At 57.9% G+C, this 20,647-nt stretch carries 24 protein-coding genes; 6 read left to right on the top strand and 18 right to left on the bottom strand.

The features are described from left to right. Positions 1-67: 67 nt before the first annotated feature. The 12 genes from BLQ41_RS27725 to BLQ41_RS27670 all read right to left on the bottom strand — a co-directional run bounded on the left by BLQ41_RS27725 (position 68) and on the right by BLQ41_RS27670 (position 5,641). Positions 68-685 (bottom strand): recombinase family protein, encoded by a 618-nt coding sequence (locus tag BLQ41_RS27725; RefSeq protein WP_090187074.1) that lies wholly within the window; start codon positions 683-685, stop codon positions 68-70. Positions 686-824: 139 nt separating this feature from the next. Then, a complete protein-coding gene (locus BLQ41_RS27720) occupies positions 825-1,118 on the bottom strand; it encodes a hypothetical protein (protein WP_090187071.1) in 294 nt (97 codons plus the stop codon). Next, complete coding sequence (locus BLQ41_RS27715) at positions 1,102-1,287, bottom strand: hypothetical protein (protein WP_090187068.1); 186 nt, start codon at positions 1,285-1,287, stop codon at positions 1,102-1,104. Before BLQ41_RS27715 ends, BLQ41_RS27720 begins: the two co-directional genes overlap by 17 nt. Beyond that, complete coding sequence (locus BLQ41_RS27710) at positions 1,284-1,727, bottom strand: hypothetical protein (protein WP_231997075.1); 444 nt, start codon at positions 1,725-1,727, stop codon at positions 1,284-1,286. Before BLQ41_RS27710 ends, BLQ41_RS27715 begins: the two co-directional genes overlap by 4 nt. Then, the gene (locus BLQ41_RS27705) at positions 1,714-1,935 is read right to left on the bottom strand and encodes a hypothetical protein (protein WP_231997074.1); all 222 of its coding nucleotides are present in this window, start codon (positions 1,933-1,935) and stop codon (positions 1,714-1,716) included. The genes BLQ41_RS27710 and BLQ41_RS27705 overlap by 14 nt, the downstream gene beginning before the upstream one ends. 18 nt (positions 1,936-1,953) lie before the next feature. Next, positions 1,954-2,940: a hypothetical protein gene (locus BLQ41_RS27700; RefSeq protein ID WP_157695048.1), complete on the bottom strand. Its 987-nt coding sequence runs from the start codon at positions 2,938-2,940 to the stop codon at positions 1,954-1,956. 144 nt (positions 2,941-3,084) lie between these two features. Then, positions 3,085-3,600, bottom strand: a complete 516-nt coding sequence (locus tag BLQ41_RS27695; RefSeq protein ID WP_090187060.1) for a hypothetical protein — start codon at positions 3,598-3,600, stop codon at positions 3,085-3,087. Positions 3,601-3,609: 9 nt separating this feature from the next. Further along, positions 3,610-3,879 carry a hypothetical protein gene (locus BLQ41_RS27690; RefSeq protein ID WP_090187057.1) on the bottom strand — a complete coding sequence of 90 codons (270 nt, stop codon included), beginning with the start codon at positions 3,877-3,879 and terminating at the stop codon, positions 3,610-3,612. Further along, entirely contained in the window at positions 3,872-4,051 is a 180-nt protein-coding gene (locus BLQ41_RS27685) for a hypothetical protein (protein ID WP_090187054.1), read from the bottom strand. The genes BLQ41_RS27690 and BLQ41_RS27685 overlap by 8 nt, the downstream gene beginning before the upstream one ends. A 561-nt stretch (positions 4,052-4,612) precedes the next feature. Then, positions 4,613-5,038 carry a hypothetical protein gene (locus BLQ41_RS27680; RefSeq protein ID WP_231997073.1) on the bottom strand — a complete coding sequence of 142 codons (426 nt, stop codon included), beginning with the start codon at positions 5,036-5,038 and terminating at the stop codon, positions 4,613-4,615. Positions 5,039-5,086: 48 nt separating this feature from the next. Next, positions 5,087-5,323, bottom strand: coding sequence for a helix-turn-helix domain-containing protein (locus BLQ41_RS27675; RefSeq protein ID WP_090187049.1), 237 nt, complete (start codon positions 5,321-5,323; stop codon positions 5,087-5,089). A gap of 117 nt (positions 5,324-5,440) precedes the next feature. After that, positions 5,441-5,641 (bottom strand): helix-turn-helix domain-containing protein, encoded by a 201-nt coding sequence (locus tag BLQ41_RS27670; protein WP_090187047.1) that lies wholly within the window; start codon positions 5,639-5,641, stop codon positions 5,441-5,443. Between the two features lie 157 nt (positions 5,642-5,798). On the opposite strand from BLQ41_RS27670, the gene BLQ41_RS27665 reads away from it, so the two are divergent. Further along, positions 5,799-6,299, top strand: a complete 501-nt coding sequence (locus BLQ41_RS27665; protein WP_090187046.1) for a hypothetical protein — start codon at positions 5,799-5,801, stop codon at positions 6,297-6,299. Here BLQ41_RS27665 and BLQ41_RS27660 read toward each other — a convergent pair. Further along, positions 6,292-7,503 (bottom strand): site-specific integrase, encoded by a 1,212-nt coding sequence (locus BLQ41_RS27660; RefSeq protein ID WP_197678906.1) that lies wholly within the window; start codon positions 7,501-7,503, stop codon positions 6,292-6,294. The genes BLQ41_RS27665 and BLQ41_RS27660 overlap by 8 nt on opposite strands. A 320-nt stretch (positions 7,504-7,823) precedes the next feature. Between BLQ41_RS27660 and BLQ41_RS27655 the strand changes: the two genes are divergently transcribed. After that, positions 7,824-8,363: a hypothetical protein gene (locus BLQ41_RS27655; RefSeq protein ID WP_090187039.1), complete on the top strand. Its 540-nt coding sequence runs from the start codon at positions 7,824-7,826 to the stop codon at positions 8,361-8,363. Position 8,364: 1 nt separating this feature from the next. Here the strand turns inward: BLQ41_RS27655 and BLQ41_RS27650 are convergent, their stop codons facing one another. Next, on the bottom strand, positions 8,365-12,516 hold the full coding sequence (locus BLQ41_RS27650; protein WP_090187036.1) for a CheR family methyltransferase: 4,152 nt from the start codon (positions 12,514-12,516) through the stop codon (positions 8,365-8,367). Between the two features lie 201 nt (positions 12,517-12,717). On the opposite strand from BLQ41_RS27650, the gene BLQ41_RS27645 reads away from it, so the two are divergent. From BLQ41_RS27645 to BLQ41_RS27630, 4 genes are all read left to right on the top strand, one after another. Further along, positions 12,718-14,322: a tetratricopeptide repeat-containing response regulator gene (locus BLQ41_RS27645; protein WP_090187033.1), complete on the top strand. Its 1,605-nt coding sequence runs from the start codon at positions 12,718-12,720 to the stop codon at positions 14,320-14,322. Continuing rightward, on the top strand, positions 14,319-15,011 hold the full coding sequence (locus BLQ41_RS27640; protein WP_090187030.1) for a sensor histidine kinase: 693 nt from the start codon (positions 14,319-14,321) through the stop codon (positions 15,009-15,011). The genes BLQ41_RS27645 and BLQ41_RS27640 overlap by 4 nt, the downstream gene beginning before the upstream one ends. 200 nt (positions 15,012-15,211) lie before the next feature. Next, positions 15,212-16,453, top strand: coding sequence for a glutamine synthetase family protein (locus tag BLQ41_RS27635; RefSeq protein ID WP_167360552.1), 1,242 nt, complete (start codon positions 15,212-15,214; stop codon positions 16,451-16,453). Positions 16,454-16,523: 70 nt separating this feature from the next. Continuing rightward, positions 16,524-17,894, top strand: coding sequence for an MFS transporter (locus BLQ41_RS27630; protein WP_090187026.1), 1,371 nt, complete (start codon positions 16,524-16,526; stop codon positions 17,892-17,894). A 64-nt stretch (positions 17,895-17,958) separates the two neighbouring features. Here the strand turns inward: BLQ41_RS27630 and BLQ41_RS27625 are convergent, their stop codons facing one another. From BLQ41_RS27625 to flgA, 4 genes are all read right to left on the bottom strand, one after another. Next, the gene (locus BLQ41_RS27625) at positions 17,959-18,705 is read right to left on the bottom strand and encodes a flagellar brake protein (RefSeq protein WP_090187023.1); all 747 of its coding nucleotides are present in this window, start codon (positions 18,703-18,705) and stop codon (positions 17,959-17,961) included. A 93-nt stretch (positions 18,706-18,798) separates the two neighbouring features. After that, on the bottom strand, positions 18,799-19,266 hold the full coding sequence (locus BLQ41_RS27620; protein WP_090187021.1) for a flagella synthesis protein FlgN: 468 nt from the start codon (positions 19,264-19,266) through the stop codon (positions 18,799-18,801). A 48-nt stretch (positions 19,267-19,314) separates the two neighbouring features. Beyond that, a complete protein-coding gene (gene flgM, locus BLQ41_RS27615; protein ID WP_090187018.1) occupies positions 19,315-19,641 on the bottom strand; it encodes a flagellar biosynthesis anti-sigma factor FlgM in 327 nt (108 codons plus the stop codon). A gap of 172 nt (positions 19,642-19,813) precedes the next feature. Beyond that, positions 19,814-20,575 (bottom strand): flagellar basal body P-ring formation chaperone FlgA, encoded by a 762-nt coding sequence (gene flgA, locus BLQ41_RS27610; RefSeq protein ID WP_090187014.1) that lies wholly within the window; start codon positions 20,573-20,575, stop codon positions 19,814-19,816. Between the last annotated feature and the right edge of the window lie 72 nt (positions 20,576-20,647).

Raw genomic sequence — 20,647 nt, 5'->3', positions numbered from 1 at the left:
TTCCATTGGAGCTTGGTAATGGGCGGAGCGACCAGCACTAGGCGCTCCAGGTTGAAAAGTAGACCGCTCACGCGGGCAGACTGTCGCGGATTCTGAGCACAGTTGTGGTCGAGCATTGCGCGTGACGGGCAGCCGCACGAATCCCAAGCCCGGCGCCTAGTAGCTCCTTCACGCGCTTGTGCAGATCCTCATCCACTGGCCGGCCCTGGTACTTGCCGGCCGCCTTCGCCTTTTCGATCCCTTGCGCCTGACGCTCCCGGCGCTGCTCGTAATCCTTGCGGGCAATGGCGGCCATCATTTCCACCAGCATCGAGTTGATCGCTCCCAGCATCCGCCCGGTGAACTCGTCGCCCTTGGTGTCCTGCATTCCCTGGTGGCTGGTGGGCAAATCGAGCGCGACGATACGCAATCCCTTGGAGTCGATCGCAGCCTTGAGCTTCTGCCAGTCCTCCACCGGCAAGCGGGAGAGTCGGTCTATCGACTCCACCAGAAGAACATCACCCTTGCGTGCATCTTTGAGCAGGCGGAGTAACTCGGGCCGATCTGCCGTGGCGCCACTGGCATTCTCCAGGTACACACTCGCGATGACCTTGTTATGGTCGGTGACGAATTGCTCTAGAGATGTCCGGGCGCGACCGGCGTCTTGCTCTTCGGTCGATGCTCTGAGGTATGCGCGGATGAACATGATGTGCCTTCCGTATCAGTTGAGGTGTTCTACTAATACTGTTGCACTTTGAGTGTTACTTATCAAGCGTAAAGAGCAGATAAACGCAAATTTGCGCGTATCTGCTCATCTATACCCATAAAAAACGGGTGTTGCAGAATCAGCCAGCCGGAGCTTCCAGACAGGCCATTAGGATAGGGATAGGTCGAACCTTGCCAGGCTCGCGGGGCTCCTGAGCCATCAGGGCGCGCACTGCTGCCCCTGCCTGCTCAGAGTCGCCGGGGAAATAGTGGCGCTTCCCTTTGATGTCGCATGTATAGCCAACTGGAACAACCTCGTGCGGGCCTTCTTCGCTGGCATTCACCACGTCGATAACGATCATGGTCGGCCCGCTTTTCTGGTTGTTCAGTTGCTGCTCTAGACCATCCAGACGGCTCTTAATCGTGTTTTTCATCTGCGCTCTCCAGTATGTCCATCAGGGATTCTTTCCCCTTCGTTGGCTCGCCACCCGCTGCCTCGGCGGCGCATTCGTCCATGACCTGGCTGATAGCCTTTACGGTCTCGTCAAACTCGCTGACACGGACCAGACGCTCGAGTCGGTCTAACTTCGTGGTGATCTTCATTCTTCGTCTTCCATGCTCGCTTCCAGAGCTTTTAGGCGGCGCTCCAGGTCAGCCACTTCGATTACGCGGGACATTCCCAACACGGCATCGAGCAGAACCTTACCCTGATCGCCCGGCAGTGTGCCATCAGCAATGGCGCGCATGATTGAGCGGGCCGTGCTGGTCAGATCCTGGTCGTCCAGGTGAAACGCTACCGGCTCAGCTATTGGTTTAAGCGCCGGAACAATCCGCTCCAGGATCAGCCGGCAAGCCTGCATATCACCGCCCTTTGCAGCGGCCAGGACAACGGTGGCGATCTCATCAGAGCCCGCTGTCAGTTTGGCGCGCAGGTTGGCCAGGTTGCCCGGTCGGCCTCCAGGGTTGCCGGTCTGCCCCTTGGCGAAGGTGCCATTCTCGCGACGGCCCGTAGCCTGTTTTGACGTGTTCTCAGGCTTGCTCATAAGTCACGCCACCATCGGTGATGGAAAGGGCAGCAACAAGGCGCTGGGCGCGCTCGGTGGCTTCCTGATAGGTATCACCCTGCAGGACTGCCAGCAAACGGCCTTGATGCTTCAGGCGGACGTGATATTTCGGCGGTAGGTTGTGAAGGGCGCGGTGTAGCACTTGGCCCATTTCAATTGGTCTGAGCATGATCGTAAAAGGGGGCATTGCTGCCCCCATCCTCCCTTACTTGCAGCGCAGGAACGCAAGTGGGACGGCCTTACGCTCAACAACGCGATCCCAGTGGGCCGCCCCGGCGATCTCAGCGAGCGTCGGAGAGTTACCGGCGATGGTGCCTTCCACCCAGGCGAAGCCGGCAGGGTGAACAGCCGTGTTGATGCGACTGTGCAGCACTTGCTGACCACCACCTTTACCGGCGCCGGGGATGTTTTCGACCTCGGTGCCTTCGGCAATGGTTGGGTCTGCCACGCCGTAGCCGACTGCGCCAGGCCCGAACAGTGGGCAGGTGTAGACGCCACCGACAAGCGGCACGCTGTCATCCAGCACCACGACCAAGCCGCGATAGGTCGGAAGGCGCATCGAGCCAGAGGATGGCTGTACAAACTCGATCAGGTCGGCCTTGAGTGCGCGCTTGTACAGGTTCGAGTGAAGGCCGATGCCGACCAGACTACCCATCGCGTCGCCCATGGTGCCGGCAGCGTCGATAACGGCTTCTGGGCTGAACTCCGCCAGAGCACCGGCCAGGCCGGAGATGTCGAAGATCATGTCACCGGCATCGTTGGCCACGTTGTCCGCCAGGATGCCGTTGAGGCTGGCAATCAGGCGTCGCTGTAGCTGGCGGTTCCAGTATTCGGCCACGCGATCCTGAATGCGGTTCAGGGCGTCTGATCCGGCTAGTTCACTGGCCAGGTTCATTGCTGCCCAGGACTGGTGGATAAAGCTTTTACGAACGAGCTGTTTGCCGGCCTGGATCTTGAGCGGCACGGACAGGGTAGCCGGGTCATCGCTGACGATATCGGCTTCTTCGTTGCCCAGGTCTTTCCAGAACGGAACGGTGAAGGAGTGAGCGCCGGCATTGAGCTGGTTGGTGATTACATCGTTCTTGACCATGATCCCACTCGTAACTAGAGCGGTGCGCTCCATGGTGTTTTGAGTGATGTAGTCAGTGAACTTGGATGGAACGATTACGTCGGAAAGTTGGGTAGTTGCCATGGGGGTATTGCCTCGAATCTAAGAGAGATTCGCGGGTCACAGACGTCGCGGAGAGGGTCGGCCACTGGCCAGGGTGTTGCGGGGGTCGGCCACAGGCCGGAAGGGGTTGCAGCTCCCACAGGAAGCCGCGCTGCCAAGTGTACGTTATCGCAGGCCAAACTCGGAAGGCTTCTGTTCGCTACGGCTCTGAGGCGCACTCGGTGTTGAGCGAGACCCTGAAGCGCCACCGCCTGACGCACCGCTGCTACGAACAATGTGGTTCAACTTGCCGTAGTCGTGGGCCAGGTAACGCCAAACCTCGTCTTCCTCGCACTTGATCGGGCGAGTAACGGTCTTGCCGTCTACCTTCTCGGAGACCTCCACCGGCTTGCCTTCCAGGTCGCGCATTTCCAGAACACCGGCATCATTCAGAGCGAAGGTGAAGTGCTCGGCCAGCTCATGAGACGAATACTTCGACGACACCAGAATTTTGCTCAGCAGGTCGGCCACGGGCTTGTTGAACTTGTAGTCAGTGATCTCGGCGTCTTGCGCCTCTACTTTGGCGGTCAGGCCGTCGCGCTCTGCCTTGACCTTCTTCAGCTCGGTCAGCAGCTCGGCGTTCTTGGCGCGCAGACGTTCCAGCTCTTGATCGTCTGCATGGTTATCGGCGTTATCAGTCATGGCGGATTCCTAGTGGATTTTCACGGTTTGAACATCAATGGTCAGATGCGCCAGGGTTTGCCCCGAAGGCCCGATAGCCCCCGCGCTGTGCAGCGTCCCTGACGCAGTTAGGCGGCTCCCCTTGGGTAGCTCCCCTATCAACTGTGCGTGCCTCTCGTTGCGCACCACGGCCCGCACTGAGCGGCGCGCCTGATCGCTGTAGATCGAGCAGTACAAACGGCCCCGCTCGTCCATCTTGAGTTCGCTGGTGATTGCGCCGGTAATCGTTGCGTTAAGCACTAGCGCGCTCCAGGACAGGCGACAGAGGTTTGTTTTCGACCAATGCAATCAGCAAGGCACTCGCCTGCAGATCCCCACCATCAGCAGCAGAACGGATTCGATCCCATGCGGCAGATACCTCATTGCGGGTCGGTTTGGCCTGGCGGCCTCGGGTCTTCATAGCGGCGCTCATGCTGGCTCCTTGTTGGCGTTGATTTGGCTAGATTAGGTCTTATGCCGCCGGGTTCAAAGCTTATTTTGGGTACACCTCAGGTGCTACACGTAGCCGGATTAAACGGGACTGAAAGAGTTGGTTTGCAGCGGATTGATGAGGGTGTTTTTGTTGCAGTAAATCGGATGTAGGCAAAGTGATACAGGGCGAGTTTTCGGCCCAGTCATCCACCCTCAATTTGAGGTCGGGTTACTGGAGCGCTTCGGAGAATGGCTGGGTCGCCCTCAATCTAAGGAACACACGACACTGGGGGGAGTTGGCCGGATCTGAAATCCAGCCAACCTCCAATGTGGGGGCGGACCTGCCGATCAGGTTCATACGCTCTCTTGAGGCAAGGCTAAAGCGTGCTGGTATGGTAGATATTTATAAGGGTGTATTGATTCGATACAGGAAGAATTGATTTAGTGGTATCGAATCAATACACGACGAAGCAGTTTCTGAACGCAACCGGACGGAACGGTACTCCCAGTTTTCCAACGTGTATTGATTCGATACCGCTACGTGTACTGATTCAATACCGGATCAATCCGAATTTGTCAGGTCCCTAACGGTCTTCAGTGGTGTATTGGTCGGGGATATTTCGAGTTCTTTCCCTGGGCACTCATCAATTGCGTACCAGGAAAGCGCATACAGTGCACATCTTGATCCATGGCGGGAAAATAAGCTGGTGCGAGTCTGGACGATCCATCCCCCATCCAGAAGATCAGTCAGCGCTTTTTGCAGGATGTTCGGAGAGCTCACTCCCCAATCTTTCGCCATCGTCCGAGTGGCGGACAGGTCGCCGTTGTTGCTCCCGTTATATTGCATCTGCAATTCCATCAGCACCCCCCTAGCGGTGAAACTCAGCGCACGATAGGGGGCAGACTGCCCCATCTGCCATAGCATCATGGCAAATGGTTTAGCCTTGGGCTTGAACCCCTTTCTTTTTATCGCCATACGGCCGCTCACAAGCGCAGGAGGCTCCTCGGGTTGAAGAGCCTCCTGCTAGTCGATGGGTTACGACGCTTCGCGCATCAGGATGTATTTCGCCACCCGGTGAGGTGGGCGGCCTGGCTCCGTGGACTGGTAGGTCCAGAAGGTGCGGATCTCGAAGCCCCTTTTCCTGAGGCGGCGGATCGTGTTTGGAGGCTGGACGATATCCAGTTCTTTGGCGGCCTCGATGGTGGATACCGGCCCATTCCGTAGGGCCTCGATCATTTTGCGGTCTTGCTCAGTAGAAGAATGGCGTGTCATAGTTTGCCCTTCACGTTGGTGCTATCCAGTGTGTTTTCGCTAAGGCGGTGCTCGAACACCGCCTTGGCAATCTTCCGCGCAGTCCTGCGCAGTACTTCCCCTTATTCTTTTCGCGCTTCACCGCGCGCCCGCCATAGCTGCGCGCTCAATGAACGCCTTCAGTTCGGATGCCAAAGCCAGGCGCCGACGGCCAATCTTGAAAGTCTTGATTTCGCCTTGGGCAATGAGCTCGTAAGTAGCCGAGCGCGAGATCCCCAAAATGCGGGCCGATTCTTCAACGCTCACCGAAAGCGGCGCCATTTGCTGTGCTTGTTCCATTTTTCTCTCCAAGAATGCCCAGGATCTCCGAGCCGTTGAGCAATCGTAGAGGAGTGAATAATGCACGTCAACTGATGTGCAATAAGTATTATGAACGCATGGACTTCTATGGACGTGCCGTATACGCTTTGCAGAAACCCAGCCGAGGAGAGTTGTGATGACTAAGAACAAGCCTAATCAAGGGGCGCGCAAGACAGAAACCCTGACATTGAGGCTTGACCCCAAGATCAAGTTCCTGATTGAGATGGTTGCCAGAAAGAAGCGCCAGTCAATTACCGGGGTGATCGAATCGGCAATAGAGGAATACGCTAAAGGAATCAAAATCGATGCGTATCTTTGGGATGACGAAGAAAAAAAGAATGTGGAACAAGAGGTTACGCTTTTACGTCTCTGCAATGAGATTTACAGTACGGATGACTCTCATCGGTTCGGTCTGCTCTTCTATGTGGCTCCGCAACTAATGAATCACGAAGAGCAAAGGCTCAAAGAGACCGTTTACGCCTCTCCTGTTTTTTGGCTTGATTACCCCCATTCAGACGATGACAAGCTGGAGGACGACATCGACATCAATAAGCTGAGAGCTCATTGGGAGGAGCTGTTGGTCCATATGGCGGAACACAAGGACTCAAGCGTTGTTGTGCCGTTCACTCCTAAATGAGGTCTACCGCAGCAGCCTTTGTACCAGGCGCCAAGTGGGCATAGCGAAGCGTCATCTTGATATCAGCGTGCCCCAACAGATCTCGTACCGTGTTGAGCGGTACGCCAGCCATTACCAGACGTGACGCGAAGTCGTGACGCATATCGTGCCAGCGGAAGCCCTCGATCTTGGCGCGCTCCAGCAAATTGAGCCAGGCGCTTTTAACGTCCTCCAGGCGGCCGCCAGCCTGACTCGGGAAAACGTACCCAGATTTCCCTACTTGCTTCTTCCAATCATCCAGCACGCCGAAGGTTTCCTTGTTCATTGGAATATGTCGCGTGTCGCTCGTTTTGGTGGTGGCGCCGGCGGCGGTGATCGTCCTCGTTTGGAAATTTACAGCTGACCATTTCAGATCGAAGAGTTCGCCGCGTCTCATGCCAGTATTAAGTGACACCAGCACCATGGGCTTTAGGTGATCGGTAAAGGGCAGCTGCAGCAAACTTTGCATTTGCTCCTTGCCGCGGTCTGCCCGCCAATTGTTCGCTGTCTCGCGCTCAGCCCGGGCTTCGTCTTGGCGCGCGTCCAGGGCTTCGCGCAGACGCTTGGTCTCATCTTGGTCCAGATATCGAACCTTGCCCATTGAGTCGACCTTGAGCTGTTTGAGCTTGGCCAGCGGATGCGCGGAGATGTACTCCCACTCAACGGCCCGACTGAACACGCCGCTGATCGATCCCATTTTTCTATTCACTGTCGAAGGCTTATTGCCAGACTGCATCCATCCCGTGCGGATCTGCTCCAGATCGCGGCCAGTGATGTCGCCCAGGCGCTGGGGCATGATCGCTTCGAAGTTATTATTGAGCGTGTGCAGCGTCTTCTCATGCCCCTTGTGGTGGGCTTCGAACCACGGCATATAGATGTCATCGATGAATTTGCGCAAGGAGGGGAGGGTGGCGCCTTTCCGGCCCTGGGTTACGGCCAGCGGTTCCCCGTGGGCGTGTGCATCTGCAAGGTACTTGGCCGTCTCGGTGCGCGCCTGGTCAAGTGTCATCACCCCAACGCGGCCAAGGGTGGCATTCTTGTTGCGCCCCCAGGTGACCATGTACGATTTATGCCCGCTCGGCAGCACACGGATGAATAGGCCGGGCTGCACAGTGTCATGCACACGATATGCATTCGGCTCTGTAGCCAGGCTGTTGATGAGTTTCTGGGTGATCTTCGTTTTCAAGCCATACAACTCCGTGACAGCACCGTGGCAGCAAAAAGAACTATACGGGGCCGTTTTCACGGACGCAACCGGACGAAGAGCCTCGTAATTTCTGGGCTTCATCAAGTGTGGCAAGCTTCTGAAATGACCCTCCTAAGGGGAAGGTTGGCAGTTCGAACCTGCCCTGGGACACCACATTGATTTCAGCCTTGCGCTGTAAGAAAAAGCCCTGCCAGGAACCTTCCTCCGGCAGGGCTTTTTTGTGTCCTCAAACCGACGATCTACGTGGCAAGTCCCTCATTGCTGTGCCTTACTCCAGATACGAAACAAGGAGCGAAGCAATGCGACGCAGAGGCGCACAATTCTGGTTATGGACCAACAACCGGTTACCTATCCACACTCACGAAGAAGTACTCAGCGACGGTGTACAGGTCGAAGTCCAGGCGCGGGTGAGTCATGAGGGTGTCACCCAGGTGTTTATCGGGATTTATGCCGACAGTGGTTGGGCGATTTGCGAAGAGTTTCATGACCGCTGTGTCGGCGAGTATTACTGCACGGCGTTGAAGTGGGGCGCGCGGCGAGCCAGAGAGCTGGTGGCTGACACTCGGGCGTTTGTGGCGCCGCATCGGGTGCAGTTTACGCTGGACCCGGTGATCACCGATGAGCCTACGCTGGCTCTGCGACGGATGGAAATGACCGAGCGTGAGCGTCTGAAGATTCGCACCGATGACGCGTGGTCGGAATACCTGGCAGCGAAGGAGGCGATGCTCGAACTCATGCGCGCCCACAAAGTCGATCCTGGGATCTGGGCGGACCATAAAGAGCGACTCAGACAAGCGATTGATCGGCGCGTCTGCGTGCAACGCGCCTATTTGAGTTGAGTCATTTGCCCATCGATACGCTCTTGGAGCGTAGTGCTTCGATGGTTTCGATCAACTCCTCGTAGGACACCGGTTTTCCAACGTGTTGGTCAAAGCCCGATTGCCGGGACTTTGTAATGTCGCTGTGGGCGCCATAGCCCGTCAGCGCGATGGCCGGCACATCCTTGGCGAACGGTAGCTGACGTAACGCGCTCATCAGTTCGTGACCACTCATGACCGGCATGCCAAGGTCCGAAATGATGAGGTCAAAATGCATGCTTTTTGCTGCATCCAGGGCCTCTGCCGGGCGGTCGAACGCGATGACTTCGGCGTCTTCCATTTCCAGCAGTACCTTCAAGGTTTCCAGCACATCGGCGGAGTCATCGACCAGCAGAATGGTTAAACCGCTCAGCCTTCCGGTAGCCTCGTCGTCGAGCCGCAGGGCAGAGTTAGCCTCGCCATCCGTCCTGGCCATCGGCAGGCAGACGCTGAACGTGCAGCCTGCGCCCAGCCCAGGCGAGCTGACTTCAACCGTGCCCTGTTGTGCTTCTGTCAATTGGCGCACCAGGGACAGGCCAATACCCAGACCCTCTCGGTGATGCGAAACGTGCTGCTTTTCAGCCTGCCCGAACAGATCGAACACATGCTCGAGGTTCTCAGGGGCGATGCCGGTGCCGTTGTCTTTGACGTCCAGTCGCACCTTGGCGCCATCCTGGCTGGCGATCAGTTGCACGCGACCTGTGGGCGGGGTGAATTTCAGCGCGTTGTTCACCAGGTTCCAGATGATCTGCTCCAGGCGCGTCGGGTCGGCGTGAACCATCAGAGGCTGTGAAGGCACCTGAAGCTCGACGGTGGTTTCGTGCTGTTCGTTAAGGACCACCGTATGAATGTCGCGCAGCACGCTCACCAGGTCCACGGTGACCGCTTGCAGCTTGAGCTTGCCGGTACGCACCCGCGCGACATCCAGCAGATCGTCAATAATCCGCGCCTGGCTGGTGACGGCATCGCAGATCGTGTTGACGGCCTTGGCGGCCGGGGCCACAGCCTTGGTCACCGGCAATCGACGCAGCAGCTCGGCGTTGAGCTGGATCAGGTTCAATGGATGCTTGAGTTCATGGGACATGACCGCGAAGAACTCATCCTTGAGGTAACTGGTGTTGCGCGTCTCGGCCAGTGCCTGGCTTTGCTCTTCGTGCTGGCGCTTGTGGCCGGTCAGGTCGCGGGCGATTTTCACGTAGCCGCGCAGATTGTCGCCGGTGAGTAGCGTCACCTCACCACTGCAATAGAAGCGCCTGCCATCCTTGCGCAGGTACCAGCGTTCGTCTTCGCTACGGCCTTGGGTGTGGACTTTTTGCAGCTCGGCTTTGGGGAGGCCGGAGGCGCGGTCTTCTTCGGAGAAAATGAAGTCGTAATAGACGCCTTCGGCCTCGACCTTGCTGTAGCCAAAAATCAACTCGGCGCCTTTGTTCCAGCTGGTGATCACACCTTGTTCATCAAGGGTAATGATCGCGTAATCGCGGGTACTTTCCGCCACCAGGCGCATGCGTTCTTCGCTCAGGCGCAACTCGTCTTCGGCGGCGCGGCGCTTGGTGATATCGATGAAGGTCAGCACCGTGCCGTCGATGTGGTCTTCGCTGGAGCGGTACGGCAGAAGACGGGCGATGTACCAACGATTGTCGGTGCTGCTGATTTCACGTTCGATCATGTTCAACGATTCAAACACCAGTGCGGCATCCTTGGCCAGGTCGTCGTATTGCAGGCGATGGGTGATATCGAGCAACGAACGCCCGGTATCTACCGGCAACATGCTGAAGATGTCCGTGGCTCGCGGTGTGAACCATTTGATCCGCATGTCCCGGTCGACAAACACCGTGGCAATGTCTGTCGAGGCTATCAGGTTGGTCAGGTAGTCGTTGATCTTGTCGGTTTCTTCGACTTTGGTCTTCAGCTCGTAGTTGACCGTCAACAACTCTTCGTTGATCGACTGCAGTTCTTCCTTGCTGGTTTCCAGCTCTTCGGTGGCCGAGCGCAGCTCTTCGTTGATCGCCTGCATTTCCTCGTTGGAAGCCTTGAGCTCTTCGCTGGAGACTTCCGATTGTTCAATGGTGTCCTGCAAATGCAATTTGGTGCGTTGCAGTTCGCGTTCAAGGTTGGACAGGACCTGGCTTTCGGTTTGCAACAGGGTCGTTGCTTCCTGTTCGGCAGGGTCGATTTCGGCCTCTTCGAAAATCACCAGGACAAACTCGCCTTCCGACTCTTCGTCCTTGTATGGCTGTGCCAGCAGGTCGATCTTGTAGCGTCGATTGTCGCGTGTGATGGGCACCGCGCGGGATTTGACCGCCAGGCCGCTTTGTTGAACCTGAAACAGCGTGGTGCGGATTTCCAGGCGCAACTCCGGAAGGATCAGCGTCAGCAGGTTACGCGACAATTCACCGCCCACATGGCGCAGGAAACGTCCGGCGCTTCCGCTCATGTGCAGAATGTCAGCGTTGGCATCGACAATCATGCTCGGTGGCGCGGTACGTTCCAGGGCGCGCTGGTGAATGTCGCTGAAGGACAGCTTGCGCTGCACCGCGTTCTGCGGTGCCTCGCGGGAAACATTGGTGCGCACGTAACCGCCACGCGGCATGGTCGGGGTGCGTCGGCTGCTGGCGGTGCCGGTTTTGGCGCGGAAGATCCGGTTGCGCTTGTCCACCGTGGCAAACAGCTCGTGGCACGCATCCGCGCTTTCTGACGAACCCAAAAACAGAAAACCTCCCGGGCGCAGTGCAAAGTGGAACATCTGCAGAATTTCGCGCTGCACTTCGCGATCCAGATAGATCAACAGGTTTCGGCAGACGATCAGGTCGATTTGCGAGAAGGGCGGGTCGGACAACAGGCTGTGTTTGGCAAACAGGACTTTTTCGCGCAGCTCCTTGCGAATCCGGTAGTGGTCGTCTTCCTTGACGAAATAATTCCTCAGTCGCGTTGGCGGCACGTCGGTCACGATGGCTTGTGGATACAGGCCCGCCCGCCCGACGCTGATGGCACGTTCGTCGATGTCGGTGGCGAACAGTTGCAATGTGGCTTTGCTGGCGTCGAGTTGCAGTTGGTCACTGATCAGCATCGCCAGGCTGTAGGCTTCCTCGCCCGTGGAGCAACCGGCCGACCAGACGCGGATTTCTTCTTTCTCGGGGTGCGCCGACACGACTGCGCTGACCAGTTGCGGCAGAACATCGCGTTCCAGGGCTTCGAACGCTTCGCGATCGCGGAAGAAATTGGTCACGCCAATCAGCATATCGCCGAGCAGAGCCTTGGTTTCTTCGGGGTTGTTTTGCAGGTAGCGATAATAGGCTGCCAGGTCAGGTTGGGCCGTGACCTGCATCCGGCGCTCGATACGCCGCAATACGGTTGCGCGCTTGTAGTGCTTGAAGTCGTGACCGGTGCCGGTGCGCAACTGGATCAGGATATCGTGCAGCAATTGTTCGGCAACCGCCGCGTCACGTTCGGACACGGACGCGAAGGATTGCAGTTCCGGGTCGTTGGCGGTTGGCAGGCTGATTTCCTGTGAGTTGTGCCACAGCTCCAGCAGCTTTTGCGGCATTTCCACCACCGGCAACACCAGGTCGACCATGCCCGTCTCGATGGCGGCGCGGGGCATGCCGTCGAACTCGGCATCTTCCGGCATCTGCGCCATGGTGATCCCGCCGTGTTCCTTGATGCGTGACAGACCGACCGCACCATCGGAGCCGCTGCCCGACAGCACCAGACAGAACGCGCGTTCGCGATGTACTTCGGCCAGGTCGCGAAAGAACAGGTCGATAGAGGCGTGTCGGCCTTCGCTCCGGTCGTTGCTGCTGACCTCCAGCACACCGTCGTTCATCGTCAGCTGTCGAGCCGGAGAGATGACGTAAATGTGGTTCTTCTCGATGGGTACCGTTTCGGTGACTTGCAGGACCGGCATCCGGGTCGATTCCTGGATGATCCTGTCTGCGATGCTCTGGTGGTCGGGCGACAGGTGAAGAATGATCACGAACGCCATGCCATTGTCGTGTGGCATGTTTTCGAAAAACAATTTGATGGCCTGCAGTCCCCCCGCCGATGCGCCGATGCCGACCACCGGAAAGTCCAGTGTGCTGGGGCTCAGGGCCTTTCGCTTGGGAGCGTTGGCCGAGTGTGGGGGAGTGCTGGTCATTTCTTGTGCCTTAGCCGGCGATAGGGGCGTTGAATTCAAATAGGTCTGAACGGGCTTCAATAAAGCAGGATAATCCCGTTTTTCAATAACACCTTCAAATATTTAGAGACACTTGGGGGCTGGAGTTCTCAAGGGAATGGCACCACTGGCCGATAACCCGAACGGTCATGGTCTTCTACTTAAACTGCCTGGAAATCTTCGATGCTGTCGTATCACCAAAAGAGTTTTCTGATCGTCGATGATTTCTCGGATTTCCGCAGTTCCGTCAGGTCCATGCTGCGTGAATTGGGCGTCAAGGACGTCGACACCGCGGATACCGGTGAACAGGCGCTGCGCATGTGCTCGCAGAAGGCCTACGACTTTATCCTGCAGGATTTTCACCTAGGCGATGGCAAGAAAAACGGTCAGCAGGTGCTCGAAGACTTGATGATCGAGAAGCTGATCAGCCATGAAAGTGTGTTCGTCATGGTCACCGCCGAAACCAGCCAGGCGATGGTGCTCAGTGCGCTGGAGCATGAACCCGACGCTTACCTGACCAAACCATTCAACCGGTCCGGTCTGGCCCAGCGGCTGGAGCGTCTGGAACAACGCAAGAACCTGCTCAAACCGATTCTGCAAGCGCTTGATCGCGGCAAGCCGATGGAAGTGCTCAACGCCTGCATCGAGTTGTGCAAGAAGGACATCCGTTATTCGCCGCTGTGTCTGCGTTATCGCGCGGACGCGTTGCGTGACTTGAATCAGAACGAAGCGCTGGAACGCCTTTACGACGGCATCATTGCTGATCGGCCTTTGCCTTGGGCGTTCGCCGGGCTGGGCAAATTGCTGTTCAAGCGTGGCCAGATCAGCCAGGCCAAAGGCGTATACGAAAAAGCCTTGAAGGTGTTTCCGATGATGCCGGCGCTGTATGACGGCATGGCCGACGTGCTGGTGGCCGAAGGCGATAACAAGGGCGCACAGAGGGTGCTGGAAGAGGCCATTCGCCTGTCGCCGCTGGCGGTGCGCCGGCAAGCGCAGTTGGGCAAGCTGGCGATGGCCAACGAAGATTTCGAAACGGCCTCCAAGGCTTACCGCCAGGCCGTGTCCCAAGGCGCTCAATCACGCTTCAAGGACGCCGAAAGCAACCTGGGCCTGGCCCACGCCTTGATCAGCAAAGGCAGCGAGAAAGGCCTGGATACCCGCACTCGGCTGGAGATCAACACGACCCTCAGCCTGGTGGCCAAGGAAAATCCGTCGGACCCGGGCCTGCAAATCCGTGCGCGACTGATGAAAGCCACCAGTCTGCTGCTCAACGACGCGGAAACCGCTGAAAAGCTCACTGAGCAAGCGATGATGCGCCTGGACGGCATGGAGCAGTTCATGAGCGCCGAAGCGGCGCTGCTGGTGGCCAAGCAGTTGCAAATGCTCGGGCAGGCCAGTGCCGGTGCGTCGATGTTGAAGAACTGCGCGGAAATCTACGGTGACGATCCTGTGGTGATGCAAGGGATCGCCAAATTGACCGATGATCCGGCGATTCTGAATTCGGGCAACGTGGCCTCCGACCTCAACCGGCAAGGCGTGCAGGTGTACAAGACCGGCAACCTGGTCGAAGCCCGGGCGGTGTTTCGCAAAGCGCTGGCCCTGCAACCGAAAAACATCAGTATCGCACTCAATATGGCGCAGTCGTTGTTGCACGGCACGGACACCAGCGTGCCTTCGCCCGAACTTGAAGAATGTCGCGCCTGCCTGAAACAGGTCGGCATGATGCCCGACACCGACGCGCGTTATCCGCGCTACCAGAAACTGAAAATCAAGGCGTTCAGCGGATGAGCCAAGAGTACCCGGCACTGGATTTCTCCACGGTGATTGCCTCCACCGTGCACGACATGAAGAACTCGCTGGCCATGCTGATGCAGGCCCACAGCCAATGGATGGGGCGCTTGCCCAACTCAGAGCGGCAGAGCCCGGAGCAGGGCGTCATCGAGTTCGAGTTCGCTCACCTCAACGGCATGCTGGTGCAGTTGCTGGGGCTGTACAAGCTGGGCGTCAATCAGATGCCGTTGCAGCCGGCCTACCATGAGCTGGATGATTTCATCGAAGCGCAACTGGCCGCTCATCAAGAGGTGTTCGCCAGTCGCGGCATAATCGCGACCTATGAAGTCGACCCGCTGTGTCCCTTGGGGTTCTTCGACCGGGAGCTGGTTGCCTCGGTGCTGGCCAACACCATCAACAACGCCATTCGTTACGCCCGCCAGTCGCTGCTGATCAGTGTCAGCGACGAGGCCGGTCAGTTGATGCTGACCATCAATGACGATGGCGACGGTTATCCCGTCGAGATGATCGAGCGCCAGGCCGATTACGTGCAGGGCATCAATCAAAGCAGCGGCAGCACAGGCCTGGGCTTGTATTTCGCCGGCCGGATCGCCGCCTTGCATCAGCGCAATGGCGTGCAAGGGTGCACCCGTATCAGCAACGGCGGCCCCTTGGGCGGCGGTGTATTCAGCCTCTATCTGCCCTGACGTTTCTTTTTGTGTGTGCTGCTTGAAATTCCGAACAGGCGGAGCCTATTTTGTACGGGTCGCCGTTCGCGGCTTGCACCACTACAAAGGATTGAGTCATGACAACCGATGGCCAGCGTTCACTCGCGCAGCGATTGACGGGCATTGATGAGATTGAATGTGTCACGCCGGACTTGAATGGCGTACCGCGCGGTAAGGTGATGACCGCCGAAGGATTCCTTGAAGGGCGGCGTTTGCAGATGGCGCGGGGTGTGCTGCTGCAATGCATCATGGGCGGCTACCCGCCAGCACGGTTTTACGGCAGTGACGACGGCGACCTGGCGCTGGTGCCTGATCCGGCGCAGATCCATCGCCTGCCCTGGAGCAAGCCACCGCGGGCATTGGCCATTTGCGACGCCGACGAACTGACCGGCGAACACTCGAACCTGTCGACCCGTGGCCAGCTCAAGGCGGTCATCGCGCGTTACGCGGCCCTGGGCTTGGCGCCGGTGGTGGCGACCGAGCTGGAATTTTTCGTCTTCGCAGCCAATCCCGATCCAACCCAGCCGTTCCAACCGCCGCTGGGCCTGGACGGTCGACGCGAAGACGGTCATTCGGCGTTCAGTGTCAGTTCCAACAACGGTTTGCGGCCATTTTTCAGTGACGTCTACGAATGCATGGCGGCGTTGGGCCTGCCGCGCGATACCTTTATGCACGAGATGGGCGTCAGCCAGTTCGAGATCAACTTGCTGCACGGCGATCCGTTGCTGCTGGCCGACCAGACGTTGCTGTTCAAGCATCTGCTCAAAGAAGTCGCGCTCAAGCACGGCCTGACCGTGGTCTGCATGGCCAAACCCTTGGCGCACACGCCGGGCAGTTCGATGCACATTCACCAGAGCATCGTCGAGATCGGCAGCGGGCGTAACGTGTTCAGCGATGAGGCCGGGCAGCCGACTGCAACCTTCCGTCATTTCATCGGCGGCCAGCAGGCATGCATGGCGGATTTCACCGCGCTGTTTGCACCGAACGTGAACTCCTATCAGCGCTTGTGCCATCCCTTCGCGTCACCGAATAATGCCTGCTGGTCCCACGACAACCGGGCCGCCGGGTTGCGTATTCCCGCCAGTTCGCCGGCCGCTCGTCGGGTCGAGAACCGCCTGCCGGGGGCCGATGCCAATCCGTACCTGGCGATCGCCGCCAGCCTTGCTGCCGGTTTGCATGGCATTGAAAACATGTTGGAGCCAAGCGAGGCGATCCAGGGCGAATTCAAAGTGCCGGATAATCTTTCGTTGCCGTGTACCTTGCATGCCGCTCTTGAACGTCTGAAACGTAGCCAATTGGCGAAGGAACTGTTTGGCAACGAGTTCATCGAAGGCTACGTCGCTTCGAAGACCATGGAGTTGACCAGCTTCTTCGATGAAATTACGCCCTGGGAGCGCCGTGTCCTGGCTGCTCAGGCCTGACGATCCATCGTCTACGAGCTATCTTTTCGGATAGCCCGACTCTCACTGCAAGGAGCCGCTCGGAACGCCGATGCGCCAAATCTGGAAACCTTTTCGAGCGCTTTATTTTGCCTCGCTGATGATGTTGATCGGCTCTGGCTTGCTAAGTACGTACCTGGGCTTGCGCCTGGCGGCCGATCACGTCGACAGCCTGTGGGTCGGTGCGTTGATGGCGGCCAACTATTTTGGTCTGGTGCTGGGCGGCAAGATCGGCCACCGGCTGATTGCCCGGGTCGGACACATTCGAGCCTATTCGGCCTGCGCCGGGATTGTCGGCGCGGCGGTGCTTGGCCACGGCCTGATCGACTGGCTGCCGGCCTGGATATTCCTGCGGATCATCGTCGGCCTCGGCATGATGTGCCAGTACATGGTCATTGAAAGCTGGCTCAACGAGCAGGCCGAAGCGTCGCAGCGTGGCACGGTGTTCAGCGGCTATATGATCGCCTCCTACCTGGGGCTGGTGCTGGGTCAGCTGATTCTGGTCATGCACCCGGCGCTGGGCTTGGAGCTGCTGATGCTGGTCGCCTTGTGCTTCGCGCTGTGCCTGGTGCCGGTGGCCCTGACACGCCGGATTCACCCTGCACCGTTGCATCCGGCGCCTATGGAGCCGCGGTTCTTCATCAAGCGCGTGCCGCAGTCGTTGAGTACGGTGCTGGGGGCGGGGCTGATCATTGGCTCGTTCTATGGTCTGGCGCCGCTGTATGCCTCGCAGCAAGGGTTGTCCACCGAGCAGGTCGGTCTGTTCATGGGTAGCTGTATTTTTGCCGGACTGTTGGTGCAATGGCCGCTGGGCTGGCTGTCCGACCGTTATGACCGGGCGTTGTTGATCCGCTGTTTTGCGGTGGTGCTGGCCCTGACTGCGTTGCCGCTGGCAATCATGCAGCAGGTGCCGCTGGAGGTTTTGTTTGTCGCCGGGTTCTTCTGTTCGCTGGTGATGTTCTGCCTGTATCCGCTGGCGGTGGCGTTCTCCAATGACCATGTCGAAGGTGATCGTCGTGTTTCCCTGACCGCGATGTTGTTGGTGACCTACGGTGTTGGCGCCAGTATCGGACCGTTGGTGGCCGGGGTGCTGATGAAGCTGTTTGGCAGCCACATGCTTTACGCCTTCTTCAGTTTCTTTGCGTTGGTGCTGGTGTGGCGCATCCGCCCCAAAGCGGTCACCAACCTGCATCAGGTCGACGATGCGCCGCTGCATCACGTGGCCATGCCGGACAGTATGTCCAGTTCGCCGCTGGTGGCGTGCCTCGATCCGCGTGTCGATGAGCAGGTGGTGCAAGACCAGATGCAAAGCCCGATCAGCCCTGAACCGGAGCCTGAACCGCAAACGGATCCGCAGGCGGATCCGCCACCTGAAGATCCGGACGCGGGCCGCGAGCAAAGCTTTACCGAAGCCAGGCCATAGGCCAAGGCATAAAAAAACGGGCAGTCACCGCAAGGGACTGCCCGTTTTTTGTTGAAGCGTCGTATTACATGTCGTCTTTGTCGAAACGTCGTGCTTCGCGTTGCAGCTGATAGACGAAGCGCTCGACTTGCCGCTGCACCAGTCCGCTCATGTTATGAAAGCGAACACCGGCGAAAGTGGTGGAGATCTTCTCTTCGAAGTGCAGGTAACGCAACTCGACTGGTGCGGTCATGTTGCCGAAGGGCAGGGCGGCGACGAAGCGGTCATAGACCTGGCCCAGTTGCAGGCTGCTGGTGATGTCGCCTTCAAAACGCAACTTGCAGCCGGTGGCCGAAATGTCCAGCAGCTTGCCGCCCAGGGTCGACTTGAGTTTGTCGCCGCCCAGTTCGACGCTGACCAGTTGCGCCAGTTTCAACGCTGCACGGAACGCGTTGCGGCGCTGGTGATAAACCACTTCAGCGGGCAGGGGGCCACGATAGCAGCGAGTATCGCCGGACTCATCGATGGACAGCGCGCCATTGCTTTCCCAGGCGATGCGCACACCGTCGTGGAAGCCTTCAACCTTGAACGGTTCTCCGGCCAGCAGAAAGCGTTCTCCGTCACGCGGGATCATTTCATCCAGGGTGATCATATTTCTGTCGCGATCAATGTCCACCAGATAGCTCTGAAAGCGCTGGGTGCGCTCATGGAACGTAATGATCAGCGGGTCATGGCTGTCCTGAAGCTGGCGCAGGTTGCTGGAGATCTCCAGAGGTGTGGTAAGCACCTTGGGTGGCTGCGGGGCGTCTTCCGCGCTTTGGGTATTGAACACGGTTAATCGATCTCCAGGCAAAAAATTGACTACGGCGAGCCAGCATTTTGCCAGCATGTTTCGTGTCTTGATAGGGCGTGTCGATGCAAAGGCTCAAGCCTGACTGAGCGGGCGCGGCTTCGCAAGCTTGGCGGTGGATCCGCGGGCATCATAAAGCGCGGGTGGTTCGCCACCGGTGAGGATTTTCAGCTGATTGGCCGTGGCGGCCTGCTGGACCAGAATGGACTGGCCATTACTGGCGTTGGCAGTCTGACACTGAGCCAGGAGGTCGGTCAGCACATCGCTTTGTGCCAGCAACTGTTCACCAATGCTGGAATGGCTGGCAAGTTGCTCGAGACCCGTGCGATTGAGCGGCAGGTTGAGGCTGGCGAGGATTTCACTGCGCTTGCGGCCATGCTGGTCAAGCAAAACGATCAGTGCCTGTTTCTGCGCGAGAATATCCTCGAGCAGTTGCATGTCGCGACCATGCAAGGCGAGGGACTCGGTTTGCAGTAACTCCAGCAAGTGTTGCGCCGGGGCAAAGTCGTCGATGATCAGTTGCAGTAAATTAGTATCGTGCATGGCTGGCCTTGGGGTTTAAGCGTCCAAAAGCCTGGCGCAGGCAATGGCCTAGCGCTGGGCTTCGAAGTTGAGCAGTTTGCTGGCTACACGGTTGCTGTCGACTTTATAGCTGCCATCGGCGATTGCTGCTTTCAACTCTGCCACACGGGCGTTGTCGACGGCAGGCTGATCGCGCAGCTTGTCAGTGACCTTCTGCAACTGTTGAGCCTCATTGCTGAGGTGTACCGATTCCCCGCTTGTGACGGTACTGGCCTGTTCGGCCGGGGTATTCAGCGGCGCGGATTTGCCGGCTTCGGCGGTTTCCTTCGCGGCGCTGGTACGCGTACTACCGGTAAGTGGCGAGGAGCTGTTTAAACGGCTGAAATCGATGACCATGATAAAAAACCTCTGGGTATTTGGACGCTTGCCATGTTTTCGGCTCTCCCTGCAAAAACTTTAGGCTCATTTATCAATGAGCGTGCAAGTGCCAGTGCTTTTCCTGCCTGGGGCACAGTTTAGGGAACCGCCGGGCAACGCGCCATCTCTTCACCCAAAGAGATAAAGATATCTACATAGCCACTTCCACTTGGCCTGGCGCGATCACCTGCGCCTTGATGACCCGATTGGAATTGAGATTTTTCACTCGAATCTGTTCACGCAAGCCGCCGTTGGACAGCGCTTCGCCGGGCATGCGCACACTGAGCGTACCACTGCGTGCCGTGATCACCACCTGGTCGCCCTTACTAATGACTTCCGCCTGTTCCAGATGCACCAGCGTCAGGACCTGATCGGCGACCGTTGGTCGGGTAAGTTTTTGTCCGATGGCTTGATCCAGCGAGGTGAAATAACCCTGGTTGATCAGACTGATATCACGTTCACGCAGCATCACATCCTCGGGTTCGACGATACCGGCGCGCTTGAGCGGCCGAGTAGTCGTGACGACCTCCCGAAACAGGCGGACTTGAGCGGGCACGAAGACGGTCCAGGGCGAGGAGCTATCGCAGCGAACCTTGACCGTGACCCGTCCGATCGGGGTCGCCGGGCTCTCCAGAGTGGCTGTCAATTCCTTGTCGCACATGGGCATATGCATACGTGGATCGAGTCGGTTGACTTCGATTTCGTAGCGACCTTCGGTTTGACTGGTAGCCAAATAGTCCTCTACGGTGAATTCAAGAAAGCCCTGTGTGACGCCGATAAGCATGTCAGGCAAGGTAACCGAGTCAGCAAGGGCAGGGCTGCCAGCGTTGAACAGGCAAACGGCCGGCATCACACAAAGCAATTTGCGGAAAGTTGATGTCAGGCGTCGGAAAAATGTCGGTTCTGTGTTCATAAGAGTTAAAAAGCAAGCGCCGTGCCGTTTAGCAATGAATGCGCGTCGCAACACACTTAAGCGTTGGTGTAG

The sequence above is a fragment of the Pseudomonas arsenicoxydans genome (genome assembly GCF_900103875.1).
Classification (GTDB): domain Bacteria; phylum Pseudomonadota; class Gammaproteobacteria; order Pseudomonadales; family Pseudomonadaceae; genus Aquipseudomonas; species Aquipseudomonas arsenicoxydans.
The sequence above is the reverse complement of the archived record's forward strand: the minus strand, read 5'-3'. Positions and strand labels throughout refer to the sequence as shown.

Excerpts from the sequence above, each read along its gene's own strand:
- BLQ41_RS27725 (WP_090187074.1), bottom strand. The coding sequence starts at position 685 with ATGTTCATCCGCGCATACCTCAGAGCATCGACCGAAGAGCAAGACGCC.
- BLQ41_RS27720 (WP_090187071.1), bottom strand. The coding sequence starts at position 1,118 with ATGAAAAACACGATTAAGAGCCGTCTGGATGGTCTAGAGCAGCAACTG.
- BLQ41_RS27715 (WP_090187068.1), bottom strand. The coding sequence starts at position 1,287 with ATGAAGATCACCACGAAGTTAGACCGACTCGAGCGTCTGGTCCGTGTC.
- BLQ41_RS27710 (WP_231997075.1), bottom strand. The coding sequence starts at position 1,727 with ATGAGCAAGCCTGAGAACACGTCAAAACAGGCTACGGGCCGTCGCGAG.
- BLQ41_RS27705 (WP_231997074.1), bottom strand. The coding sequence starts at position 1,935 with ATGCCCCCTTTTACGATCATGCTCAGACCAATTGAAATGGGCCAAGTG.
- BLQ41_RS27700 (WP_157695048.1), bottom strand. The coding sequence starts at position 2,940 with ATGGCAACTACCCAACTTTCCGACGTAATCGTTCCATCCAAGTTCACT.
- BLQ41_RS27695 (WP_090187060.1), bottom strand. The coding sequence starts at position 3,600 with ATGACTGATAACGCCGATAACCATGCAGACGATCAAGAGCTGGAACGT.
- BLQ41_RS27685 (WP_090187054.1), bottom strand. The coding sequence starts at position 4,051 with ATGAGCGCCGCTATGAAGACCCGAGGCCGCCAGGCCAAACCGACCCGC.
- BLQ41_RS27675 (WP_090187049.1), bottom strand. The coding sequence starts at position 5,323 with ATGACACGCCATTCTTCTACTGAGCAAGACCGCAAAATGATCGAGGCC.
- BLQ41_RS27670 (WP_090187047.1), bottom strand. The coding sequence starts at position 5,641 with ATGGAACAAGCACAGCAAATGGCGCCGCTTTCGGTGAGCGTTGAAGAA.
- BLQ41_RS27665 (WP_090187046.1), top strand. The coding sequence starts at position 5,799 with ATGACTAAGAACAAGCCTAATCAAGGGGCGCGCAAGACAGAAACCCTG.
- BLQ41_RS27655 (WP_090187039.1), top strand. The coding sequence starts at position 7,824 with ATGCGACGCAGAGGCGCACAATTCTGGTTATGGACCAACAACCGGTTA.
- BLQ41_RS27650 (WP_090187036.1), bottom strand. The coding sequence starts at position 12,516 with ATGACCAGCACTCCCCCACACTCGGCCAACGCTCCCAAGCGAAAGGCC.
- BLQ41_RS27645 (WP_090187033.1), top strand. The coding sequence starts at position 12,718 with ATGCTGTCGTATCACCAAAAGAGTTTTCTGATCGTCGATGATTTCTCG.
- BLQ41_RS27640 (WP_090187030.1), top strand. The coding sequence starts at position 14,319 with ATGAGCCAAGAGTACCCGGCACTGGATTTCTCCACGGTGATTGCCTCC.
- BLQ41_RS27635 (WP_167360552.1), top strand. The coding sequence starts at position 15,212 with ATGACCGCCGAAGGATTCCTTGAAGGGCGGCGTTTGCAGATGGCGCGG.
- BLQ41_RS27630 (WP_090187026.1), top strand. The coding sequence starts at position 16,524 with ATGCGCCAAATCTGGAAACCTTTTCGAGCGCTTTATTTTGCCTCGCTG.
- BLQ41_RS27620 (WP_090187021.1), bottom strand. The coding sequence starts at position 19,266 with ATGCACGATACTAATTTACTGCAACTGATCATCGACGACTTTGCCCCG.
- flgM (WP_090187018.1), bottom strand. The coding sequence starts at position 19,641 with ATGGTCATCGATTTCAGCCGTTTAAACAGCTCCTCGCCACTTACCGGT.
- flgA (WP_090187014.1), bottom strand. The coding sequence starts at position 20,575 with ATGAACACAGAACCGACATTTTTCCGACGCCTGACATCAACTTTCCGC.